Here is a 19,861-nt window from a genome sequence, read left to right as displayed (position 1 = left end):
CACCTCTATCTGGCGATATTCTCGCCTAAATGAGTGTCCGGAACCATTAGACCACTACATACATCACGCTTTCAGAAACCAGCGAAGAGCTTGAAAGCGTCGCTCACTCACATGGCTGGTCATTGGACGGCATTAATTTGTTCGAGTTTTCCTCAACAGAGGAAGTACTGGGCGATGAGTACGAGCAGTCTATACTGCATCCGTGGGAGGCGGAGCTGGGCGATACCATCAAGCTTATTCAGCAGCGAGTCGATAAACTTCAGCCCAGACGGCTAGTCTTCGACAGCCTCTCCGAGATGCGGCTTCTGGCTCAGGATCCTCTGCGTTATCGTCGCCAGGTGTTGGCGCTCAAGCAATATTTTGCAGGTCGGGATATCACGGTCCTGCTTGTGGACGATCTCACGGCTTCCACGGGGGAACGCGATAACCATCTGCATAGCTTATGCCACGGTGTGATCACGCTTGAGAGGCTGACACTGGATTTCGGTGCCGCCCGCAGGCGACTTCAGGTGCAAAAGTTACGAGGCGTTGACTTTGTCGCAGGCTTTCACGACTTCACTATTCGCAGGGGCGGATTGGAGGTGTATCCGAGGTTGATTGCGGCCACTCACCATGTCCCATTCAAAGCGGAGCCTGTGCCTAGCGGTGTCAAGGAGCTGGACGACTTGTTGGTCGGTGGCCCGCTCAGGGGAACCAGTACCTTGGTCACAGGGCCTGCTGGCTCTGGAAAGACCACCGTTACCCTTGCCTATCTGGCGGCAGCCTGCGCACGAGGTGAAAAATGCACCATCTACGAATTCGATGAGCGCATTGCTACTTTGATCTCCCGGGCAGACAGCATGGGCATGGAGTTAAGTCGCCACGTATCGAGCGGTCAGTTGATCATCCAGCAAATCGATCCTGCCGAGATTTCTCCCGGGGAATTTGCGTGGCGGGTTCGCACAGAGGTCGAAGAGCGCGGTAGTACCATGATCGTTGTCGATAGCCTTAACGGCTATATGGCGGCGATGCCACAGGAACAGCAATTGATCTTGCAGATGCACGAGTTGCTTTCATACCTGAGCCAACTGGGCGTCGTTACGTTCTTGATCAATCCTCAGCATGGGCTGGTAGGGTCGATGTCAACCAACCTGAATATTTCCTATGTCGCGGACTCTGTCATCCTCATTCGCTTCTTCGAGGCGCAAGGGCGTTTGCGCAAGGCCATCTCTGTTCTGAAACATCGCACCGGAGCCCATGAGGACGCGATTCGCGAACTCCGGATTGATTCCAGGGGTATTCGCGTCGGTGCGCCATTAGTCGATTTCCGCGGCGTGTTGACGGGTACTCCAGAGTACTTCGGTGCCAACCTTCCGCTGATGGAAGAGCGCAAGCGTGGCGACTGAGCAATTCTCTGAACGCAAAACCCTGATGATTGTGGCTCCCTTCAAGGGAGATGCAATAAGCCTCGGTAAACTGCTTGGCGATATTTACCCCGTTCAAGCTCACCACGACCTGGCCTCGCTTTCAATCGCTCTGGGTGAAAGCACTGGTCTGGTGATACTCACGGAGGAGAGCCTTTCGGGGGATGTGCTGAGTTTCGGAAACGCTTTGGACCGGCAACCGGGATGGTCGGAGATCCCCGTCATCTTGCTCGCGTCGAATAAAGGTCGTTCTGGGCGAGACACCGAGATGGCCAGGCGCAGGCTGCCAAAATCGGCAGGACATGTGATCGTCCTGGAGCGCCCTCTCAGCTCGTCCTCGTTATTGAGCGCGATCGCCGCGGCCTGGCGAGCCCGTGAGCGTCAGTTCGAGATGCGGCAAAGCCTCACTCAATTGGCTGAAGAAAGAACCCGGTTGCAGATCCTGCTGGAAAATATTCCGGTTGGAGTGTGCTTCATGGACACACAAGGGACCTCCCTGGTGAGCAATCCCTTGTATCGCCAATATGTGCCGGACAATGTGATTCCTTCCAGACAGACAGATGGCGCTGCACGGTGGGTAGGGCTCGATGCGCAAGGTCAGCGCCTGGAGCCCGACATGTTCCCTGGTGCCAGGGCTCTGAGAGGCGATGCGGCAACCGGCGTGGACTTTTATCATCGCCGGGATGCAGGTCGGGAATCATGGATGCGTGTCAGTGCTGTACCTCTGTATGACGAAAAACACCACATAATTGGTGCGGCCTCCGTCATCGTTGATATCAACGATGAAAAACAGGCTGAGCTGAATTTGCGCAGGTTCAATGAAGAGCTAGAGATTCAAGTCAAAGCCAGAACGCAAGAGCTGAACGCTGCTGTTGAGCAGCTCAAGGCCGAGAGTGAAGAGCGAGCCCGCGCCGAAGAGCAGTTACGACAGTCATTGAAGATGGAAGCCGTAGGTCAATTGACCGGCGGAATCGCCCACGACTTCAATAACATGCTGACCGGGGTAATTGGCTCGCTCGACCTGATCAAGCTCCGAATGGCCAGTGGGCGACTGGAAGGCGTTGAGCGATTCATGGACGCCGCACTCATTTCAGCCCAAAGGGCCGCGTCACTCACGGATAGATTGCTCGCATTCTCCCGACGCCAGTCTTTGGATGAAAAAGCAGTATCGGTCAATAATCTCATCACTGCTCTTGCCGACCTGCTCAAGAAAACCGTCACTGAAAAAATTATTATCAAGTTCGATTTGAGCCCCGAAGATCCCTGGGTTTTTGCAGACGCCAACCAATTGGAGAACGCCGTACTCAACTTGGTGATCAACGCAAGAGACGCCATGCCGCATGGGGGTGGTTTAACCATTGCTACATGCGTGGAGCAGGAAGCCCAGGACGAGCCTTTGCGGCATGTATGCGTGCAGGTGCGCGACACAGGGCATGGCATCCCCAAGGATATGCTGGACAAGGTAACCGAGCCCTTCTTCACGACCAAACCTATTGGTCAAGGCACAGGCTTGGGACTGTCGATGGTTTACGGGTTTGCCAATCAAAGCAATGGACGTCTTTCAATCGAAAGCACAACCGGAGTCGGGACGACTGTTTCAATCTGCTTGCCCAAATATAAGCAGGTTGAATCGGACCCACCGTTTACGTCCTCGGAATTCAGCACGGGTCAGGGTCAGGTTATTCTTCTGGTCGAAGATGACGACTCTGTGCGCTTGATCAACCAAGAGGTTCTTGAAGAGCTTGGATACCGGGTTCACGTCGCACGTGACGGTGAAGAGGCCTTGAGGGTTTTTAACGACCTGGAAAAGGTCGACTTTCTGCTCACGGATGTCGGATTGCCAGGAATGAATGGTCGTCAACTGGCCGAAATTCTCCAACAACTCAGTCCGCGTCTGCCGGTTTTATTCCTCACGGGGTATGCGGAAGGTGCGTTGACCAGGGCTGATTTTCTCGGCCCCTATATGCAGCTTCTGACGAAGCCCTTCACACTGGAGTCGCTTGCCATCAGGGTGGCGAGCATGCTGGAAGGCGATGTGAGTGCGGTTCTGGAGTAGGCGTTCCGGTATACGTCCAGTCGGTGAACATGCCTCGTGTCGTTAACCTGTTACCCACTTCCCGGGTCAATTTTTATTGAAGCATTGGAGAGGGCATACACGGGAGCGATGGTCGGGGGTAGACCCGGATGGAAGCCAGAAACAAGAAATCCCGCACGAGGCGGGCTTCTTGTTGAATGACAGGCTTCAGCTGAAATCTGTCATTCTGTACTTGGTGGCTACACAGGGACTTGAACCCCGGACCCCAGCATTATGAATGCTATGCTCTAACCAACTGAGCTATGTAGCCAAGTGGCGCGCATTATTCTCGGAGAACGCATGTGTGTCAAGCGTTGTTGTGAAAAATAATTGCGTGCGATCAACCGGTTAGCTGGCTGACCTCGCAAAAGGCAGGTTTTTCGGGCTTTTACCGGAGCAGGGTGTCCAGCAACTCCAGATCATCGAATTCTTCTACCCGCTCCAGCATCTCTGCCATGTCACGCTGATCCCTGAGCCAGGCTTTAAGGCTTTTCGGGTCAGTCAGTGCGTCCAGTTCATCCTGCGCGTCGTCGAGGTGTTCACGTATGGCCTTGAGCTGCTTCGCACATTTTGCATTGACCGTCTTGGGTCGGATGTCCTCATAGGGGTCCATCAGGAATTGTTCCCGGATCAGCATTTTGCGGTCGTGGATTTCGTCTTCCAGCTCTCTGAGTTGTTCGCTCAGGATACGGTTGAAGTGCTTCAGGCGTTTGTCGGTGATGTTGTCGATATGCGTCTGGTCGATCTGCTCGATCTCCATTTGCATTTGCAGCAGCGCCAGCAGGTTGTCATTTTCGTACGCTTCGTTGACCCGTTGCATGAGCGCCGTTTTCCGCTCGCGCTCATCGACATCCTGCTCGCGGTCCGGGTGCAAGGCGCTGGCCAGTTTGCGATAGATTTCGCGTAATGACTGGCTGCCTTCCGCCTCTTCCTGTTCACGGCGTATTTCGCTGGCAGTGGGCTTCTTCGGCTGTTGGGTGCTTTGCGCCTGTTCGGCCTGCTCGCGCAGTTTCTCTTCAATGTGCTGGGTCACATCATCTATGGAGTTCAGGTCGACATCGTCTCCCAGTTCCACGCCCAGCTCTTCTTCCAGCGAGGACTTGAACAGCTGGTTTTGCAGGCGCTCATCCTCGTCGTAATCACTGCCGGTGTATTTGAGGTAGAGCTGCTTCAGTTCTTCATCGTGTTCGCCGCCCATGAGCGACATCGTTATGACACAGATGATTTCCAGCAACGTGGCTCTGTCTTTCTTGCTCAGACGGAATTGATCGAAGGCCCCGTCGAGCAGGCGCAGCTTGGTAATTTCGTTTTCGGCCTGCTCGCTGATCATCGGGACCACTTCTTCGACCCAGAGCTTTTCGCAGGTTGTTGAAATAACGAGCCATTGCTGCAGAAGTTTGCGCCTGGTTTCGAGCTTTTCCATCAACGTGTTGAATTTCTTCTGACCGGCGCTCAGTTGAGGCCTGGACGGTTGCGCGACGATACGCGGTGAGGCGGGCGGTGTGGTCATGGCAAGACCTCCTTGACGAGGGGAGCGCTAAGACGGGGTCAATCGGTTTGCCGAAGTTTACGTTTCCAGTGCCCTGTTCGGGATGAATATTGTGCTGCCCTGAAAGAACGTTCCCAGCCTCGTGTACGGTCCGGTTCTTGCTTCAATGTCGGCGGTACGTCAATTGCTGCGCCATAGGGTACGAAAACCCATCATCGGCCGTGCTTTTCGTACCAATGTGAGGCGACACGTATCGCCATTGAAACAAGAACATGGCATTTTGCTGTTAGCGTTTTTTTAAAAAAAGCATCGCCTCTGTTTGCTCAGATCCGGCAGGTGTTCACGGGGAGTCGCAGGACATGAACAGTCTTTTGTCACCAGGCATGCGCCTGATGGGACATTTTGGTTTCGCTCGCAAGTTTCAGGTCTTGTTCCTGCTGTTCATGTTGCCGCTGGCGGGCAGCGCATGGGTCATCACCAAGGAGTACAGCAACAAGCTCGATGTCATTTCCGGCGAGCAATCGGGCGTGCGTCAGTTGCTGGCACTTGATGATCTGAATATTGAACTGGCTGCCCAGCGCGACCATGCCGCTCGCTGGAAGGCTGCCGACATTCTGCGCGAGCCGACCCCTGCCGCTAAAGCTGCGATGGCCAACGTCGATGCAGGCATCCCGCGTATCAGCAAAGCCCTGGAAGGCGTTGATGCCGCATTGAAGCGCGAAAATGCGCCCGCCGACACGATGACCCGTTTCAAGGCGCTTCAGGCGGCAGTCACTGGTCTGGACACTGCGTCATTGCGTACAGTGGGCTGGTGGCCCGATGGTTATGAGCGCTTCACGACGGTGTTGAACCTGGTTCAGGCGCTGCGCGAGCAAATCGCAATGGACAGCGGGTTGATTCTCGACCCCTGGCTTGAAACCTACATGCTCATGCAGCTTTCCACCCAGCAAGTACCGGATCTGATCGAGCGTATCGGCCGCCTGTCGAGTGTAGGGCAGACGTCAGTGGCATCGGGTCAGTTCAGCCTGCAGAGCCGCTTGCAGATGCGCGATCTGCGCGGTCGTATCGATGATTCCAAGGATCAGATGCAGAAGGCTGCCAGCCTGCTGTTATCCAAGCTCCCTGAGCAGTTGCAGCCTTGGGCCGACAAGTACGCTGCGGTCAAGCAAGTGCTGGAAACCGAACTGAAGGTCATTGATGACGGGGTTTTCGGCGGTAGTATCAAACTCAAGCCGGAAGAGTTTGAAAAGAGCATCGACACCTTGACCGGCAGCACGGCAGGTCTGCGCAGGCAGTCGCTTGATGCGCTCAACGGCCGTCTCGATTACTACCATGAAACCTCCAATATGGAGTTCATCCCGATGGCGGTGATCTTCTGTGTTCTGGTGATCATGGCCATCTATCTGTTCGCCTGCCTGCAATCCTCGATTCGCAACAGCGCCAGCGGCATTACCACGCTGGCTGAATCGCTGCGTGACGGCAATCTGTGTGTCGAAGTGGCCGTGCAGGGGCGTGACGAGCTTGCCGCTATCAGCAGGGCGCTCAATGTCGCGGTTATGCAGCTGCGTAACAGTCTGCTGGGCGTCAATCAAGAAACCGTGCGTGTCGGCGATGCAGTGCTGACGCTGAATGCTCAGTCCAGTGGGACGCTGACCGAGGTCGAAGACCAGCAACAGCAGATCAGCCAGATCGCTGCGGCAGCAACCGAGCTGGCCGCTACTTCTCAAGGTGTGGCCAGAAGCTGTGAGCAGGCATCTGAAAGCGCAAGGCATACCCGGCGTATTGCCGAGCAAAGCAGCCAGGACAGCCAGCGCACCACCGATAGCATCCAGCAGCTCAATCAGCGTCTGACCGAAACCGCCGCCGCCCTGGGCCGGGTCAGCGAGCAGGGCCAACAGATTCAATCGGTGGTGGACGCTATTCGCGGTATCGCCGAGCAGACCAACCTGCTGGCGCTCAACGCGGCGATCGAAGCGGCGCGGGCAGGTGAGCAAGGGCGCGGGTTCGCGGTGGTTGCCGATGAAGTGCGCAGTCTGTCGCAACGCACGCAGGCCTCGACCGCTCAGATCGCCGGGACGGTCGACAGCTTGCGCTCCACCGTGACTCAGGCTGTGAACCTGATGGAAGCTGCCTGCGGACAGGCCGTCAACGATGCGCAGTCGGTAACCGGCCTGGGGGTTCGTCTGGGCGAAATCGCCACGGCAGTGCAGGGCGTTACCGATACACTGGCGCAAATATCGACGGCCGTGGAAGAACAGGCATCGACCGCCGACGAGGTCAGCAGCAACATCCAGCAGGTCGATCAGGCAGCCGGGCGTTTGCTGGAAGGTGCGCGAGCGGTCAATCAGGCGGCGGATACTCTGAGCCAGGGCAGTCGGGCGTTGAATGACAATACGGCGCGGTTTCGGCTGGGGTGATTGGTGGGGTTGTAGCATTAGGACGAAGATCCGGCGTGATCAAGCCCGCCGGTTTTTCTGTATTCGATGGGGTAACGTATAAGAGTTGGATCAGCGGGGAGCGCATTCATTCATTTGATGACTGACGAGCGTCGATACAAGGCGTAAAATGCTTTATTTTTGCAGGCGAAAGGTTTCTTGAGAACGCAGCTTACCGAAAAAGCCAGCGCGGACGATGTCAATCTGCGGCGAGGGCAAGGCTCAACCGAGGCTGACGATCTTCTTCCGGGGCACCCTCGTGTAGCTATTTTGATGTGTACCTACAACGGTGCTGCGTATCTTCGTGAGCAGCTTGAATCATTTGCCGCTCAGACCTTTCGCAATTGGGTGCTTTATGTTTCCGACGATGCGTCAACTGATGACACTTCTGACATCTTGTCCGACTACAAGGTGCGTTGGGGGCAGGAGCGGTTGGTGATTTTCAGCGGGCCTTGTAAGGGCTTTGCAGAAAACTTCATTTCTCTGGTTCAGCGTCCTGAAATAGAGGCCGATTATTTTGCTTTCAGCGATCAGGATGATGTCTGGTTCAATGACAAGCTCAAGCGCAGTGTCGATCTGCTCGAGAGTGCCAACAGCAGCATTCCCGCGCTCTACTGCGGTAGAACCCGCCTGGTCGATGCGGATCTGGGTGTGATCGGGGTATCTCCGTTGTTCAGCAAACCGCCGTCCTTCAGAAACGCGTTGGTCCAAAGTCTGGCAGGCGCCAATACAATGCTGATCAATCAGGCGGCACGTCGATTATTGTGCAAGTTACCTGACCGGTCTCCCTTGATAGCCCATGACTGGCTGACCTACCTTCTGGTTTCAGGGTGCGGTGGTCAGGTGTCCTATGACACTGAGCCCTGCCTGGATTATCGCCAGCACAGCGGCAACCTGATTGGTGCCAATGCCAGCGCTCGTGACAGACTGGTACGTTTTCGCAAAATGCTTTCAGGACGGTTTGCCGAATGGAATGACGCGAACGTGACAGTTCTCAAAGGTATGGAGTTTATGCTTACTGAGGAGAGCCGGGGCGTCCTAGCGCATTTTGAAAGCGGTCGCAGGCAGGGGTTTTTTAAGCGCGTTTGCACACTTCGAAAGGCCGGGATATACAGGCAGACGCTGCGAGGTAACTTGAGCTTGATGATTGCGATATGGTTGGGGCAGGTGTAATGGTAATATCATTTCAGTAGGAAAATGGATGACACCGGCAGCCGACTATATGCCGCCACTTCCTTTGAGTTCAATAAAAATCTTACCGCTGTTGGAGCAACATGTGATTAATCGCAATAACGCGTTCGACTTGATCAGGCACGTGGCGGCACTGGCCGTGTTAGTTAGCCATCATTATGTACTGTCTGGTTTTCAAGAGCCTATGCTAAAGGGGTATAATTCGTTAGGTGCTATTGCAGTGCTCGCGTTTTTTGTGATATCGGGTTTTTTGATTTCTCAAAGCTTCTTGAACACGCCTAGTGTGTATCTTTACTTGGAAAAAAGAATAGCGCGACTATTTCCTGCCCTGATCGTATGTGCAGGTGTGATGGTATACATTGCAGGCCTTTTTTTCAGCAAGGGGCGCGGTGCTGAGTATGTCTTAAGTCTGGATGCTCTGATCGACTTTCTGAAAATTTCGATGTTTGGTCGTGCTGACATCAGTAAGATAACAAGTGGCTTTATATTCAACGACTCCTTTAATGGAAGCTTGTGGACGTTAAAGATTGAATTCGGATTTTACGTAGCGCTCGCCTTGGCGCTGCTCCTGATACGTAACGCCACAACACCTTTGCTCATTGCGTTGTTTTTTTGTCTCACAACGTATATATGCTCGACTTCATCGCATCCAATGGCACCAAAGCTTCTGGCTTATTCGACGGTCGGAATCGCATTTTTTGTAGGCGCTTCTTTGTATTTTTATAAAGCATTGTTTGCCAGTCCGAAGACAAAGATCGTGGTAAGTGTGCTCTCTATAATGCTTGTCTTTTTTTCATTGAATACGCCCTGGGTTATGGTGTTGGCAAGTGTAGGTATTAGCGTACTGGTCCTGATGGTTGGGACGTTTTTCAGCGATACAATTATCAGGTCCAGATTTGATATTTCTTATGGGATGTACCTCTACGCATTTCCCGTTCAGCAGTTGATGATTAATGTTTCTGGTTTAAGTTTTTATGCCTCACTGTCAGCGTCTGTCGCAGTGGTCATTGTGCTCGCTACCTTATCGTGGCTCATGGTCGAGAAGCCGATATTGAATTATGTACATGGTAAATCCCGTGCCCGGTTAAGCGGCGCAGCTGTTTAGTGTGAAGTTTTCAGTACGTCTTGTGTGACTCAGCGCTTGGCTTTGGCTTTTTGCACTGCGCTGGGCTTCAGAACCTTATGAGTGGCTAAAGGTGTCGATATCATGGATTGACACTTCATGGCGAATATAGTTACCGTTAGCGCCCGCATGCTCAAGTCTACTTATGGACAGGCAAGTTTTCTTCCTTAGCCAGCTTGGAGCGCTTACAGACAAGCTCATAAGGGAGAAAGTAAAGGAAGAGAGATAAGCACCCAGATGAAAAAAGTTGAAGAAATCGAAATTTTACGTGCCGTTGCCATTCTGTTTACGCTGTTTCAACATCTGGGGCCCCTGCTGATGCCCTCCAAAGAGGCGTGGGCATTTATCAATATGAACAACCCCTATTGGGGAGGGGTCGACCTTTTTTTTTGCATCTCCGGCTTCGTCATATCGAAAAGCATGTTTCAAACCTGGCATGATCTGCCTGGGCGTGAGCGCTGGGTTGAGATTCGTTTGTTCTGGATTCGACGGTTCTTCCGTATCGTTCCAACATTGTGGCTATGGGTAGGCTTGTCATTAATCGCGACAGTTTACTTCAATCATTCAGGTGCGTTTGGGCCCCTGTGGCCGAATGTTATGGACTCTATTGCAGCAGTCCTTAATTATTCGAATATACATGTTTTTCTTTGTGTGATCGGCACCTCTTCATGCGGTCCTAATCCCGTGTACTGGAGCCTTTCCCTTGAGGAGCAGTTTTATTTATTGCTCCCTCTTCTTTTCTTTCTGCCCAAAAAACGTTTAATCCTGATAGTCGTCGTGCTGGTGCTGATCCAGCTTCCTGTCTACCGCATGCCATGGCACCAAACGGTGGGCGGTGCTCTTTGGTTTATAAGGACGGATGCTATTTTACTTGGAGTGCTGATTGCCTATTTTTCGACAACAGATGTGTATAGTCGCCTTTCTACGCTTCTGGAGGATACACACAGGCACAGATTGATCCTGTTCTTATCGCTGGTTGCTTTGCTTTCTATTATGCCGAGAGTCGGGTTCTATTTTGCCGCAGGCGGCATCGCAATCGTCAGCGGTATGCTGGTTCTTCTGGCCTCATTCGATAAAGGCTTTCTCGTACCGAAGGCTGGTATCTTAGCGCCGTTTCTTTGGGTGGGTACGCGTTCATTCTCACTGTATCTCTTACATTTCCCGATCTATTACGCAGTGAATGAATTAGCGTTTCGTTTTTCCGGATTTGACAATCAGTTCAGGGTTCCGCTTACTCACGATGTCTTCAATCCTGTTCTGGCTATTGCGACGTGGTCGGCTGTATTCATCGCTGCAGAGTGCAACTACCGGTTTGTTGAAACTCCCTTGCGGAAAATAGGACGAAGATTCGGACGTACGAAAGTAGTGGTAGCCCCTCACTCTTCCTGATCACTCATCTTATCGGCATTGCCTGCAGGGCGGGCAATGGCCAATAAACTCTGTTTTTTCAGGGAAAAAATATCCGCTCCATTACGGTTGTCTTGGCCGTAGAGCCTTTCAGATTGCTACGGCAGCGGTGCATCATTAAGTGCATGCTCTCGACAAGCATGGGGGGGGGGCAGGGCGACAGGCCTCGTAATGCATGTTTACAGGCAGGAGTCGGACGGCTTGCCTTGGCTTTCGAGTGCGCTCAGTTGCAGCGCGCGTGCCCAGGCTGCAGACGCTTCCGGGTTGTTATTCTGTCTTTGCGTCTTCTTAACTATCGCTTAACGATAATAGTTAAATTAAAGTTAAGGCGTAGCCAGGAAGGTATTTTCTATGCTATCGTGACGGGTCGCTTTGTTTGTTATTTTTCAGAGGTTAAGGTGGAATCTATAAAACTTGCAATACCTGACGTTATTCTTTTTACTCCGAAAGTATTTGGTGACGAACGGGGTTTCTTTTATGAAAGTTTTAATCAGCAGGTTTTTGATTCGGCTGTAAATCGCAAAGTGAATTTTGTTCAGGACAACCACTCCAAGTCAGCGGGCGGGGTGGTACGTGGCATGCATTATCAAATCCAGAACCCACAAGGAAAGCTAGTCAGGGTCATAAAAGGTGAAGTCTTTGACGTGGCTGTCGACTTGAGAAAAGACTCTCCTTTCTTTGGCAAGTGGGTGGGAGAGTACTTAAGTGAAGAGAATAAAAAGCAGCTGTGGGTACCTGAAAGGTTCGCGCACGGCTTTATAGTGCTGAGCGACAGTGCTGAATTTCTGTACAAGACAACTAATTATTATGACCCTAGGTCTGAACGGTCTTTGAGGTGGGATGACGCAGACATTGGCATTCAATGGCCTGCGCTGTCTACTCAGCCAACCTTGTCAGTCAAGGATCAAAATGCATTACCGTTCTCCCAGTTGGAATACTTTGAAGATTCCAGTCTTCTCCCATGCGAAAAGGTATTGAAGCAGCAATGAAAGAGGGAATGAAAGATATAATAGCGGCTCTACGCAGACGAGATATCTGGCTTCACTTTGCGATCAGCGATACCAAAGCGCGGTATGCAAGAAGCATGTTGGGGCCATGGTGGATAACCCTGGGCACCGCCTTGGGGGTGCTAGGGCTAGGCGTGGTTTGGAGCGCCGTGATGAATGTGGACTTGCCGACGATGCTCCCCAACCTTGCAGTGGGACTTGTTCTTTGGTTCATGATGTCGGGAGTCATTTCCGAATCGGCGGGTTGCTTCAGTAATCAGGCTGCAATTATAAGAAACTATTCGTTGCCCTTGTCGATTCACACCTTGCGACTTCTGTTGAAGCATTTAATAAACTTCACCCACAATATAAGTATTATTCTTGTTGTCTTTTTTATCTATGGCTTCCCAAGTGTTCAAAACTTTCTGTGGGCGTTGCTCGGGCTATTGATTATTCTGATCAACTTGAGTTGGTTGTCGCTTCTGATTTCAACCATGGGCGCGCGTTTTCGTGACTTGGGACCATCTATTGATGCATTGATGCCTGTGTTGTTTTTTTTGACGCCGATTCTTTACAAAAAGTCAGATGTGGTAGCGTCGGTCGTTTGGTTTGATTACAACCCTATCGCCACGCTGTTCTCGCTTGTCAAGAATCCTCTTGTTTCCCTGCCGATCATTGAACAAGACTACCTGAATATGTTTGTTCTAAGTGTTGTAGGTTGGTGCCTGGTTTCAGTTGTCTTCAGTCGCTGCAAGAAAAACATAGTATTCTGGATCTAATATGGCATCTATAGAGCTTAATAATGTTTCATTAAAGTTTCCAGTCATCACTGAGTTGGGCGGATCTCTGCGACGTCAGTTGGTAAATCTGACAACGGGGGGGGCAATTTCCAGTGATAACACTCATACCATTCATATTCACGCGTTAAAAGACATCAACCTAAGCGTAAAGGAAGGCGACCGAATAGGCCTGATTGGTCACAACGGCGCTGGCAAGAGCAGTTTGCTGCGTATGTTGGCGGGTATCTATACGCCCACCTCCGGCGTTCGATCTATATCAGGTTCGGTAAGAGCCCTGTTCGAGCTGGGGGTGGGAACAGATCATGAGCTGACCGGCAGGGCAAATATAGAAAGGCTGTCAAGACTTTACGGGTACTCGTTGAAACAGGTCAAAGAAGATATACATAAGATCGAAGAGTTTTCGGGCTTGGGTGGGTACCTTGATTTGCCTATAAGGACTTATTCTTCTGGCATGCAGCTGAGGTTGTTGTTCTCGATCTCTACACTGTACCCCAGTGACATTCTCTTGATTGATGAAGTGTTCGGTGTTGGCGATGAGGCGTTTCAAGACAAAGCGCGTCAGCGCATGCAAGACATGATGAGTAGTTCAAAAATCGTCATCATGGCTTCGCATTCAAAAGATATAATTAACAAGTTCTGTAATAAGACAATTAAGCTCGAAGCGGGCGGAATTGTTGAAATTAACAACATTGAGAGCACGTTATGAGCAAATCTGGAGTTCTGAGAATCATGAAGATGATCGCATTTGAGGCTTTAGGCCCTTATGCGTGCCGACTTGCGCTGGCTACGCTTCGCGAAAATAAGTCGCCTGCGGCATTGCCTTTGCGCGTAAAAGTGGCTTTTTATGCACTAAAGGTGGTGAATATATTTTTGCCCCTCTCCAAGATGATGCGTGAGCAGGAAAAATCTGAAATCGAGCGACCGCAGGTCTATGATGCCCATCTTTTAAATTTGATGGTTAACCGGGCCTATGATCTTCCGGACGTTGTCGTCGATGAAAATGCACCCAAGCGTATAAATGTGCTTGTGCCTGCCTTTACACTTAATACCATTTCAGCTGGTTTTTTTGGTGTATTCAATATCGCCTTGTTTATAAAGCAACAGGGTTTTCAGGTGCGCATGGTGCTGTTTGATAACTTTTACTATGTAGAAGACGAATTCCGGCAGGCTTTGAAAAAATTTCCATCTATGGAGCGGCTTCTTGACGAGGTAGAAGTTGAGTACATAGGCTCTCGTGCTGAACCATTAGTCGTCTCGCCTCATGACAATTGTGTTGCTACCGTTTGGTACAGCGCTTATTTCGCAGATAAAATTGCCAGCCATACAGGCGGTAAACCATTCCTGTATCTTATCCAGGATTATGAAGCAGCGTTCTATCCATTTAACAGTCTGTACTGCATCGCCCGTAACTCGTATGATTTTAAATACCACACGTTGTCGTCATCGAGTGCGTTACTTGAGTACCTTAAGCGTGAAAAAATAATTTCGACCGAGGCCGCTTATAGAAGCATGAGTTTCGATAATGCCTACTCGTCTTCTATCTATTCTGCAGAAGAATTTTCTAAAGAGAAGAGCTCATCCAAAAAACGTTTTGTTTTCTATAGCCGCCCCGCGGTAAACAGAAATATGTTCGAAATGGCTGCGCTTTCATTAATCGATGCTTACTCAAAAGGCGCCTTCGACGCTGACGAGTGGGAGTTCTTCGGCATGGGCATCGGTAACACGACTGTTCAGCTGGCGAATGGCGTTGAGGTCAAACAACTGCCTCGAATGCCGCTGGACGAGTATGAGGCAATCACCAAGACATTTGATTTGTGTCTGACATTGATGTCCTCCCCTCACCCAAGTTTGATTCCCATGGACCTTGCTGCGTCCGGAGCAATTGTTGTTACAAATACGTTTGAAACCAAGACCCCTGAATATTTGAAGGGCATATCCGGGAACATTATTCCTGCGCATCCGGGATTGTATGAGCTGTCTGCAGCGATACAAGAAGGTGTATTGCGTACACGTGATGTTAAAGCCCGATATGAAAATGCCATTATCAATTGGCCTAAATCCTGGGATGAAACCTGGAGCGATGAGCATCGGTCCTTCATCAAGGAGATTTTTTCGTCATGAAAAGCAAACAAGAGTTTATTGAGCTGTTGAGGGAAGTGGGTGAAGAGTTTGGGTGCGATAAAATCGTCCCCCATAACTATCATCCGTTTTATGCTTCTCATCTCCAGGAATACATTGATCGTCCATTCAAACTGCTTGAAATCGGAATCGGCGGTGAGGGGCGTGAGATCGGTGGGGCCTCTCTTAAGTTGTGGGAGAAAGTATTTCCTCTCGCGGATATCTATGGGCTGGATATTTATCCCAAGAATGAACTTGACTCTGATCGTATCAAAACGTTCATCTGTGACCAAGGGGACTCTGCCGCATTAGAAGCCTTTGCACAAGAGTATGGCCCGTTTGACGTAATCATTGATGATGGCAGCCACAAACGGTCTGACCAGTTGACCAGTATGTTCTCGTTGATCGCGCATGTTTCACCGGGAGGATACTACATACTTGAAGATTACTTTACTGCTTACTGGCCTGTTTATGACGGGTCTACGTTAGCCAAGGATTATCTGGACACGCCAGTAAGATGGCTAAAACAGTCCATTGATATAATTAATCGTAATAATTTACTGTCCCCTGAAATGAAGGCCATGGTACCTGATTGGCAGATTGAGTCTTTGCATGTATACCCTGGTGTTTCATTTCTCCGGAGGGGAATGGCGCAAAATAGAAGCGAAATTCCAGAAGGCGGTTTTTTTGAGAACCAGATCGAGCTTGATCAGCTTCGTTATGGCCGTTTCCAGGATATGTTTTTGGCCACCGCTCAAAATCCAATGAATAACCTGTCTTTACTTGAAGAGTTGAAAAAGCTCATAGACGCTCATATTGATTCTGCTAAAGCGTTAAATGATCAGCAGCACTAAAATCACAGTGTCAGGGATTCCTCTCAGGGGGAATCTCTTTGATCGATACTTCGTCGGTCGCTGTTGAAGGCACCGTCAATGCTGCAATGATACATACCGCCGCAAAAAGAAGTTTGTCACGGGGGCGCCTACGGCACTCGTATGCATGACCTATGAGCTTTATAAAAAAGAACCGGCCTTGTTTTTTTGTGTATTTTAAGCTGGATCTCTTGGTCTCTGTCAGTTTGTTGATTAATAATACTTGTGAGCTCCACCAGCCTTTCATGATTTTTTTGAGCCTGGTTCTAGCTGATGCAACGCCTGCATTGACCCCTATCTCATTATGAGCATGCTGCCGGTAGTCCATGCCGGGAAGCGGATCAATAAACCATTTGTAATCATGACGTCGTGCAAACGCATAACAGTACCAGTCATGAAGGCTTACGTTCTGCGCCTGATCCCAGTTATCGATTAATGAATGCTTGAACGCATCTGCCAGCTCTCGCTTTAGTACGTATGTGCATCCAGGGCCTGCAGCTTCAAACAGGTAGTCCCACTTTACCTGTCTCTGAGCTTTGTCGACTACAAGGCGGCGGCCATCTGGCCAGAACGCTATTACGTTACTGGAGTAGGCACTAAAAGCTCCTGTTTTCAGACTTGAGTGCGCTCTGGCAATTTTTTGGTCGTGCCAAATGTCATCTTGATCAGAAAACGCTACGTAATCAAATGAGGAGAAGTCGACGTCTTTTATTAGTCGATAAAAGTTACGTGCCGCACCACCGAACGTCCCTGCCTGAGGCAGTATTATCACGTTGGGGTGTTTGGTAGAGTATTCCATGCACCGCTTTTCCGTTCCATCGGAAGAGGGGTCTATGCTTATGTAGATTGTTACATTGATATCCTGCTGAGCCAGTATTGAATCTAATTGCTGGTCTATCCATTTAATTCCATTATAGGCAGCTAGCAAGACAACTACATTTGGAAGCGTTGATTGCATGCCGATGGGCTACCTATAATGAAGAAGTTTTGCGTGTTTTCTGATTAGAAGTGTTTGAGTTCTAATATTTTTTGCAGGTATTGGCCATAACCCGTTTTCTTGAGCTTCTCGGCTTGTTTGGCGAGCTGGGCTTCAGTAATCCATTTGTTGGTGAAGGCAATTTCTTCAAGGCACGCGACTTTCCAGCCTTGGCGCTGCTCAATCGTGTGCACAAAATGGCTGGCTTCTAGCAGGGAGTCATGAGTGCCCGTGTCAAGCCAGGCAAAGCCACGTCCCAGTATTTCTACCGTCAGACTCTTCTGTTCAAGATAGACACGGTTTACATCAGTGATTTCCAGCTCGCCGCGCTCGGAAGGCTTAATGTTTTTAGCGATTTCAACAACCTGATTATCATAGAAGTACAGGCCAGTTACGGCATAGCTCGACTTCGGTGCGACAGGTTTTTCTTCAATGCTCAAGGCGCGACCGGTTTCGTCGAACTCTACAACGCCAAAGCGCTCAGGATCGGAAACGTGGTAACCGAAGACAGTAGCGCCGCTGGACTGTTGGCTGGCCGAGCGCAGGTTGTCGGAGAAGTGCTGACCGTAAAAGATGTTGTCGCCCAGAATCAGGCAGCAAGGATCTTCACCGATGAACTCTTCGCCGATGATGAAGGCTTGTGCCAGGCCATCAGGCGTTGGTTGCTCTGCGTAGGTGAGCTGAATGCCATATTGGCTGCCGTCACCCAGCAACTTGCGGAAGCTCGGTAAGTCTTCTGGTGTGGAGATGATCAGGACTTCACGCATACCTGCCAGCATCAGCACAGACAGAGGGTAGAAAATCATCGGCTTGTCGTAGATAGGCAGCATCTGCTTGGATACGCCAAGGGTAAGCGGGTGCAGACGAGTGCCCGAGCCGCCGGCCAGGATGATGCCTTTACGATTAATGGTGGTCATTTGTTCAGAGTTTCCATGAGCATTCGGGCTACACCATTTTGCCAGTCAGGCAGGTGCAGAGAAAAATTGTGGCGCAGCTTTTCTGTGTTCAGACGCGAATTCAGAGGGCGTTGCGCTGGCGTCGGGTACTCGATCGTACCGATTGGATTGATCGTTTCCACTGCCAAGGGTTCCCCGTTGGCGCGGGCGAAATCAATCACGTATTGCGCGTAAGCATGCCATGACACTTCACCGGCCGGTGCCAGGTTGTAAATGCCACATAGCTCCGGCTTCGCCAGCGTTTGAAGCAGGGCAGCCGTCGCTATGTCGGCCAGCAACTCCGCACCTGTAGGTGCGCCAATCTGATCGGCGATCACATTGAGCGTCGGGCGATCTTTTGCGAGGCGCAACATGGTTTTGGCAAAGTTGTTACCACGTGCCGCGTAAACCCAGCTGGTGCGGAAGATCAGGTGCTTGCAGCCTGAGGCAGCAATAAGCTGCTCTCCTTCAAGCTTGGTTGCGCCGTAATAGTTGACCGGCGACACCGCATCGCTTTCTTTCCATGCGGTGTTGCCCGAACCGTCGAACACATAGTCGGTCGAGTAGTGAACCAACAGCGCGTCCAGCGTGTGTGCCTCTTCTGCCATTACCTGACTGGCCAGAGCATTGACCGTGTGCGCAAGCTCACGCTCGGTTTCGGCCTTGTCGACAGCGGTATAGGCTGCGGCGTTGACTATAACCTGAGGTTGAATGCGACGAATCGAATTGCGTAACCCCTCCAGATTGGACAGGTCGCCAGAAAGGTCACCGTATGCCGTCGAGACGGTATGGCGATCAAGCGCGATAACTTCACCCACTACTGCAAGTGAGCGCTGCAACTCCCAGCCGACCTGGCCGTTTTTTCCCAAAAGAAGAATTTTCATTATTTATCGGCGCGCGCTGTGTAGTTCTTGTCGATCCATTGCTGGTAGCTTCCGCTCTTTACATGAGCAACCCATTCAGGATTATCGAGGTACCACTGTACTGTTTTGCGAATACCCGATTCGAAGCTTTCTTCCGGTGTCCAGCCCAGCTCGCGCTGAATCTTGCTGGCATCGATAGCGTAGCGCAGGTCGTGGCCCGGGCGGTCCTGAACGTAAGTGATCAGGCTGGCGTGCGGACGATGGACTGAATCCGGGCGCAGTTGGTCAAGCAGCGCGCAAACGGTGTTGACCACCTCGATGTTCTGTTTCTCGTTGTGGCCACCAATGTTGTAGGTCTCGCCGATCTCGCCTTCGGTCACAACTTTGTACAGTGCGCGGGCATGGTCTTCGACATATAGCCAGTCACGAACCTGATCGCCTTTTCCATAGATAGGCAGCGGCTTGCCTTCCAGTGCGTTGAGGATGATCAGTGGGATCAGCTTCTCCGGGAAATGGCATGGACCGTAGTTGTTCGAGCAGTTGGTTACCAGGGTCGGCAGGCCATAGGTGCGGCTCCAGGCGCGTACCAGGTGGTCGGAGCTGGCCTTGCTGGCCGAGTAGGGCGAGCTTGGCTGGTAAGGCGTTGTCTCGGTGAAGAGATCTTCCGGGCCTTCCAGGTCGCCATACACTTCGTCAGTCGAGATGTGGTGAAAGCGGAAGCTGGCTTTGCGCACTTCGTCCAGCTGGCTCCAGTAGCTGCGTGCTGCTTCAAGCAGTACATAGGTGCCTATGATATTGGTCTGGATGAATTCCGACGGACCCGTGATGGAGCGGTCTACGTGCGATTCGGCTGCCAAGTGCATCACAGCGTCAGGCTGGTGCTCTTTGAAAACCCGGTCCAGGTCTTCACGGTTGCAGATGTCCACGTGCTCAAAGGCATAACGCTCGCTTTGATCGGCCGACTGAAGTGATTCAAGATTGCCTGCGTACGTCAGTTTGTCGACATTGACGACTGAGTCGGCTGTATTGGCAATGATGTGCCGAATCACTGCCGAACCGATGAAACCAGCACCGCCTGTTACTAAGATCTTCAAAAGAGTATATACCTTGGGTTATGACAAGGCTCTGCCCGGTCCGTGGAAACAATCGCTGATCAGTCGCCGTCTTGAAACATCTGCCTGCGTTAAAC

Annotated in this window: 16 protein-coding genes and 1 tRNA gene; 11 read left to right on the top strand and 6 right to left on the bottom strand. The window is 51.1% G+C overall.

Annotated features, from left to right (window positions below; genetic code table 11):
- Positions 1-62: 62 nt before the first annotated feature.
- Both LJU29_RS22240 and LJU29_RS22235 read left to right on the top strand, forming a co-directional pair.
- Entirely contained in the window at positions 63-1,385 is a 1,323-nt protein-coding gene (locus LJU29_RS22240) for an ATPase domain-containing protein (RefSeq protein WP_257112848.1), read from the top strand.
- Entirely contained in the window at positions 1,375-3,459 is a 2,085-nt protein-coding gene (locus tag LJU29_RS22235) for a hybrid sensor histidine kinase/response regulator (protein WP_054996671.1), read from the top strand. Before LJU29_RS22240 ends, LJU29_RS22235 begins: the two co-directional genes overlap by 11 nt.
- Positions 3,460-3,671: 212 nt before the next feature.
- On the opposite strand, the gene LJU29_RS22230 is transcribed toward LJU29_RS22235, so the two are convergent.
- Positions 3,672-3,748 (bottom strand) — tRNA-Met (locus tag LJU29_RS22230).
- 117 nt (positions 3,749-3,865) lie between these two features.
- Positions 3,866-4,987: a J domain-containing protein gene (locus LJU29_RS22225; RefSeq protein ID WP_257111212.1), complete on the bottom strand. Its 1,122-nt coding sequence runs from the start codon at positions 4,985-4,987 to the stop codon at positions 3,866-3,868.
- Positions 4,988-5,325: 338 nt separating this feature from the next.
- Between LJU29_RS22225 and LJU29_RS22220 the strand changes: the two genes are divergently transcribed.
- The 9 genes from LJU29_RS22220 to LJU29_RS22180 all read left to right on the top strand — a co-directional run bounded on the left by LJU29_RS22220 (position 5,326) and on the right by LJU29_RS22180 (position 15,880).
- Positions 5,326-7,383, top strand: coding sequence for a methyl-accepting chemotaxis protein (locus LJU29_RS22220; RefSeq protein WP_257111211.1), 2,058 nt, complete (start codon positions 5,326-5,328; stop codon positions 7,381-7,383).
- 177 nt (positions 7,384-7,560) lie between these two features.
- On the top strand, positions 7,561-8,574 hold the full coding sequence (locus tag LJU29_RS22215) for a glycosyltransferase family 2 protein (RefSeq protein ID WP_257111210.1): 1,014 nt from the start codon (positions 7,561-7,563) through the stop codon (positions 8,572-8,574).
- A gap of 28 nt (positions 8,575-8,602) precedes the next feature.
- A complete protein-coding gene (locus tag LJU29_RS22210; protein ID WP_257111209.1) occupies positions 8,603-9,697 on the top strand; it encodes an acyltransferase family protein in 1,095 nt (364 codons plus the stop codon).
- A 255-nt stretch (positions 9,698-9,952) separates the two neighbouring features.
- Positions 9,953-11,104: an acyltransferase family protein gene (locus LJU29_RS22205; RefSeq protein ID WP_257111208.1), complete on the top strand. Its 1,152-nt coding sequence runs from the start codon at positions 9,953-9,955 to the stop codon at positions 11,102-11,104.
- 416 nt (positions 11,105-11,520) lie between these two features.
- The gene (gene rfbC, locus LJU29_RS22200) at positions 11,521-12,111 is read left to right on the top strand and encodes a dTDP-4-dehydrorhamnose 3,5-epimerase (protein WP_257112847.1); all 591 of its coding nucleotides are present in this window, start codon (positions 11,521-11,523) and stop codon (positions 12,109-12,111) included.
- Positions 12,108-12,887, top strand: a complete 780-nt coding sequence (locus LJU29_RS22195; protein ID WP_257111207.1) for an ABC transporter permease — start codon at positions 12,108-12,110, stop codon at positions 12,885-12,887. Before rfbC ends, LJU29_RS22195 begins: the two co-directional genes overlap by 4 nt.
- Position 12,888: 1 nt before the next feature.
- Positions 12,889-13,614, top strand: coding sequence for an ABC transporter ATP-binding protein (locus LJU29_RS22190; protein WP_005753036.1), 726 nt, complete (start codon positions 12,889-12,891; stop codon positions 13,612-13,614).
- Between the two features lie 23 nt (positions 13,615-13,637).
- A complete protein-coding gene (locus tag LJU29_RS22185) occupies positions 13,638-15,029 on the top strand; it encodes a rhamnosyltransferase WsaF family glycosyltransferase (RefSeq protein WP_257111206.1) in 1,392 nt (463 codons plus the stop codon).
- A complete protein-coding gene (locus tag LJU29_RS22180) occupies positions 15,026-15,880 on the top strand; it encodes a class I SAM-dependent methyltransferase (RefSeq protein ID WP_257111205.1) in 855 nt (284 codons plus the stop codon). The genes LJU29_RS22185 and LJU29_RS22180 overlap by 4 nt, the downstream gene beginning before the upstream one ends.
- Before the next feature lie 10 nt (positions 15,881-15,890).
- Here LJU29_RS22180 and LJU29_RS22175 read toward each other — a convergent pair whose 3' ends face one another.
- Genes LJU29_RS22175 through rfbB form a run of 4 tightly spaced genes read right to left on the bottom strand, consistent with a single transcriptional unit; the run spans position 15,891 to position 19,766 of the window.
- Positions 15,891-16,856, bottom strand: a complete 966-nt coding sequence (locus LJU29_RS22175) for a glycosyltransferase (RefSeq protein WP_257111204.1) — start codon at positions 16,854-16,856, stop codon at positions 15,891-15,893.
- A gap of 44 nt (positions 16,857-16,900) precedes the next feature.
- Positions 16,901-17,791: a glucose-1-phosphate thymidylyltransferase RfbA gene (gene rfbA / locus LJU29_RS22170; protein WP_257111203.1), complete on the bottom strand. Its 891-nt coding sequence runs from the start codon at positions 17,789-17,791 to the stop codon at positions 16,901-16,903.
- Entirely contained in the window at positions 17,788-18,693 is a 906-nt protein-coding gene (rfbD, locus tag LJU29_RS22165; protein ID WP_257111202.1) for a dTDP-4-dehydrorhamnose reductase, read from the bottom strand. The genes rfbA and rfbD overlap by 4 nt, the downstream gene beginning before the upstream one ends.
- On the bottom strand, positions 18,693-19,766 hold the full coding sequence (rfbB, locus tag LJU29_RS22160; RefSeq protein WP_002552133.1) for a dTDP-glucose 4,6-dehydratase: 1,074 nt from the start codon (positions 19,764-19,766) through the stop codon (positions 18,693-18,695). The genes rfbD and rfbB overlap by 1 nt, the downstream gene beginning before the upstream one ends.
- Positions 19,767-19,861: the final 95 nt, after the last annotated feature.

Source organism: Pseudomonas ficuserectae (assembly GCF_024584585.1).
Lineage (GTDB): Bacteria > Pseudomonadota > Gammaproteobacteria > Pseudomonadales > Pseudomonadaceae > Aquipseudomonas > Aquipseudomonas amygdali.
The sequence above is the reverse complement of the archived record's forward strand: the minus strand, read 5'-3'. Positions and strand labels throughout refer to the sequence as shown.